This is a genomic window from Armatimonas sp. (assembly GCF_964826245.1).
The window spans coordinates 1-3,707 of the sequence record NZ_CBAYMC010000340.1 but is presented as its reverse complement, the minus strand read 5'-3'; the positions used below and the strand labels follow the sequence as shown (position 1 = coordinate 3,707).

General features: G+C 58.1%; 4 protein-coding genes. 1 reads left to right on the top strand and 3 read right to left on the bottom strand.

What is annotated here, in order from left to right; genetic code table 11:
* The 3 genes from AC1XOS_RS21035 to AC1XOS_RS21025 all read right to left on the bottom strand — a co-directional run.
* The coding region (locus AC1XOS_RS21035; RefSeq protein WP_481964170.1) for a DUF1152 domain-containing protein at positions 1–919 on the bottom strand (919 nt) is incomplete at its 3' end.
* A gap of 78 nt (positions 920–997) precedes the next feature.
* Positions 998–2,323 carry a methylenetetrahydrofolate--tRNA-(uracil(54)-C(5))-methyltransferase (FADH(2)-oxidizing) TrmFO gene (trmFO, locus tag AC1XOS_RS21030; RefSeq protein ID WP_481964169.1) on the bottom strand — a complete coding sequence of 442 codons (1,326 nt, stop codon included), beginning with the start codon at positions 2,321–2,323 and terminating at the stop codon, positions 998–1,000.
* Between the two features lie 17 nt (positions 2,324–2,340).
* Positions 2,341–3,039 (bottom strand): hypothetical protein, encoded by a 699-nt coding sequence (locus AC1XOS_RS21025; protein ID WP_481964168.1) that lies wholly within the window; start codon positions 3,037–3,039, stop codon positions 2,341–2,343.
* A gap of 132 nt (positions 3,040–3,171) precedes the next feature.
* Between AC1XOS_RS21025 and AC1XOS_RS21020 the strand changes: the two genes are divergently transcribed.
* Positions 3,172–3,707: alcohol dehydrogenase catalytic domain-containing protein (locus tag AC1XOS_RS21020; protein ID WP_481964167.1), on the top strand; the 536-nt coding region annotated here is incomplete at its 3' end.

The following is a 3,707-nucleotide window of genomic DNA, read 5'->3' as shown; positions in this document are numbered from 1 at the left end:
CATTCAAGTGGCGCTGGAATATCCCACGGGCTAGCTCAATCCAGACATCGTAGTCCGTCAGCTCGCGGATAAACAGATGGCGATTCACCACAGCAGGAAGGTCGAAGGCCCAGTAGAGCCCCATGAGCGGGTTGATATAGAGCTCGCTGCCTTCGGTGCGAGTTGTCTCATGCCAGTTGCCAAATCGCCCCTCAATGGCAGCGAGAATGGAGGAGTTGACGATACTATCCTGCATGTGCTTGCGTGTGTAGGCGTAGGCATCGGCCATCTGGCGCACTTCGGGCTGATGCGGCAGAAGTGACCAGGCCCCCAAGTAGGCATTCTGCGTGGTTAGCTCTGCCACTGCCTCTAAGAAATAGTGGTGACAGACCCCATGAAAAACATCTATTCCAAACCCCAAGCAGACTAGAGACTTACTCGGCACCCCGTCCAGCGCCTCTGCCGCCAAGAGTGATGCCAGGTCTTCTTCCGGCGTCCCTAGCTGTGGCTCATCTCCCCGCATCAGGCTATCGGTACCGCCATCTACCAGCACTACCGCATCCACACCACCTAGGTGCTCGACGAGCTTTTGGTAGGCTTGGATAATCCCCTTTGAGCCTGTGCGCTGAATGCAGTAGAGAGGGACACTCTTTCCCTCCTGTTTTGTCAGCCAGCGCGAGAGATGTAGCTCGGGAAAGTACGAAAGCTCTGGCTCCGTTTTCGCGGTCACCCGTACCAGTGCGGGGCTGAGTTTTCGAGCATTCGTGGCATGGATCGCTGTGAAAGATAGATTCGCCAGATGCACCGTCTTACCCTGAGCCTTGAGGGCAAAGTAGAGTGGCAGTCCCGCAAAAATATCGTAGCCTCCACCGGCTCCCGCCAGCAAGATCGTCTGGGCACTTTGGAGGCGCTCAAAGATCGGAAGAGGCAAAAACTCCATATATCATTTCTCCAGCCCGGCACGGGCTTTGCGGCCAAGGGCCATTGCACACGCCGGTTTCCAATCGGCGATCTACATCTACAGTCCTGCGGCAGCCACTGCCTCGGCGAAGTCGCGCTGGCCGCGTGCGGCCATGGCGCGGCCACGCTCTTTTTTGTCGCGGATTCTATCGCCCTCTAGCACCGGCATCATGCCCCAGTTGGCGTTCATCGGGGCGAAGTCCTTGCCTTCGTAGTTAGCGACGTAGTGCGTCAGGCAGCCCAGCGACGTGGTCTGCGGGAAGACAATGGGCTCCGTGCGGCTGGAGTTGAGGCCGGCGATCAGGCCCATCGCGGCGGACTCTAGGTAGCCCTCCACCCCGACAATCTGACCGGCGAAGCGAATGCGTGGGTCGGATTTCAAGGCAAGCGTGGCGTCGAGGAGGCTCGGGGAGTGGATGTAGGTGTTGCGGTGCATGACGCCAAAGCGCACAAACTCAGCGTTCTCTAGGCCGGGGATGAGCTGGAGCACTTTCTTCTGCGCCCCCCACTTCATGCGGGTCTGGAAGCCGACCAGGTTGTAGAGCGTCCCCGCCTTGTTCTCCTGCCGCAGCTGCACCACGGCCCAGGGCCGTCGCCCGGTGCGTGGGTCTTCCAGTCCGACGGGCTTGAGCGGGCCAAAGGAGAGCGTGCGCTCGCCGCGCCGCGCCAGCTCCTCGACGGGGAGACACGCCTCGAAGTACTTGATGTCCTCAAAGTCATGCACGGGGGCCAGCTCCGCCTCCGTGATGGCCTGCGAGAGCGCAGTGTACTCTTCTTTGTTCATCGGGCAGTTCAGATAGGCCGCGTCATCCGACGTATCCGCCTCAAGCCCCTTGCCCCGCCGCGATGCCCGAAAGACCTTCGTGTAGTCAATCGTGCTGGCATCCACAATCGGCGCAACGGCATCGTAGAAGTAGAGATCGTAGCGCCCAGTAAGCTGCCCAATCTGCGCCGCAAGCGCATCGCTGGTGAGCGGGCCGCTGGCGATAATGACTTTTCCCTCCGCAGGAATCTCCGTGGCTTCATCGCGGACAAACTCGATATTCGGGTGCGCCAGAAGCCGCTCGGTCACCAGCTCCGAGAACGCCTCACGGTCCACGGCCAGTGCCTCGCCTGCGGGAACCGATGTTGCATCGGCACAGCTCACAATCAGACTATCTAGCTTGCGCATCTCGTCTTTGAGCAAGCCACTCGCGTTCGAAATATGGTTGGACTTAAACGAGTTGGAGCAGACAATCTCTGCCGCTTTATCACTCTGGTGCGCCGGAGTCAGCTTCTTAGGCCGCATCTCAATCAGGCGAACCTTCGCCCCACGTTGCGCCACCTGCCAGGCCGCCTCGCTACCCGCCATCCCCGCTCCGATTACTGTGACATCAAAAGACATGTCCACAGTTTACCGGATCATCGCCGGAGGAGCAGGGTGTCATCGGGGGTGACGCGTTTGATGCGAACGAAGAACTCTTGTTTCTCGGTAAAAGCAGGGGTGCCTTGGAAGCTCATTTTGGTGTTGACTCCCACAGTAACGGTCTGCGTCCCCAGGGAGATAAGCGAGTCCTTCGGCTTTTGTTTCTGCAACAAGAAATACTCTAGCCGAGCTGTTTTCTCATCCGGGCTGAAGTGCGGAGTGACCCGTAGGAAGTAGTCAAAACTTACCATGACATAGTTGAAAGGACGCTGGCTTTTTAGATACCCAGCAAGCTGATCTGCCGTCCACACCCCAATCTCTGCCGTCGCATCCTTGAGGATCGCAATCGCGGGATAGGGCAGGAGTTCCACTTCCCCCTCGACTTTCGTCTGTATCCTGACCTCGGAAAAAGCAGGTAGTTTTTTTTCGATTGTGGGCGGTTTGGGTTCAACGTCCACCCGCGCCAGAAGCTTCTTCAGCTCCGCATGCCCTGCCAGAGTCGCGGTGACAGTGATCGTGCTCTTCGCATCATCGGGCAGGATCGTTTGAACACCTTGTGGACGTAGTATGTTCAGCATAAAGTAGGTGGGCGAGACATGGAGCAGCTCGTAGGTGACACGGGTGATGTCTCCGGCTTTTTCGACGGCAGCCTGCTTCAGGAAAATCAGCGCGGGGGGCGTTATCAGTAGCATCATTTTTTGTTCTCCGCTCTCTTTGATCTTCATTTTAGCTCAGGCTTCACTTTTGCGCTTTTTACCGTCTGCACGAGAGTCTCTAAAACCTCCCCTGCGGTCATTCCACGGTTAGGCCAATAATAGCGGGTAGTCATGAAAGCCGCCGTCTACACAGGAATGCCCATACCCGGCCAAAAAAGTACCACGGTCGAGGTGAGAGATGTCCCCGAACCAGCCCCTAAAGACGGGGAGCTGCTCCTAGAAATCGAGGCGTGTACGGTCTGTGGCACGGACTTACGGACGTTTCGACATGGCGATCCCAAGATTCAAGCACCGCGCATTCTGGGCCATGAGCTCTGTGCACGGGTGATCGAGAGCCGTGCACCCGAGGCAAATGTGAAGGTCGGGGATCGTGTCGCAATGTACACCGTGCTGGTGGAGAGTGCGGATCGTGGTACGGAGCGAGGGCGGGAGAACCTGGCGATGAACCGTCCTACACTCAGCTATCACTACGATGGTGCCTTTGCCCGGCGGATGGTGGTTCCGGCGCTTGGGGTGAGCAACCAATGCCTCTTTCTCGTTACCCGTGAGACGCTCCCCGAGCACCTCGCCCTTGCGGAGCCACTGGGAAGCTGCCTCAACGCCCACTCACGCCTCAGGATTGGCCTCAATGACACGGTTGTGGTGAT

Excerpts from the sequence above, each read along its gene's own strand:
- trmFO (WP_481964169.1), bottom strand. The coding sequence starts at position 2,323 with ATGTCTTTTGATGTCACAGTAATCGGAGCGGGGATGGCGGGTAGCGAG.
- AC1XOS_RS21025 (WP_481964168.1), bottom strand. The coding sequence starts at position 3,039 with ATGATGCTACTGATAACGCCCCCCGCGCTGATTTTCCTGAAGCAGGCT.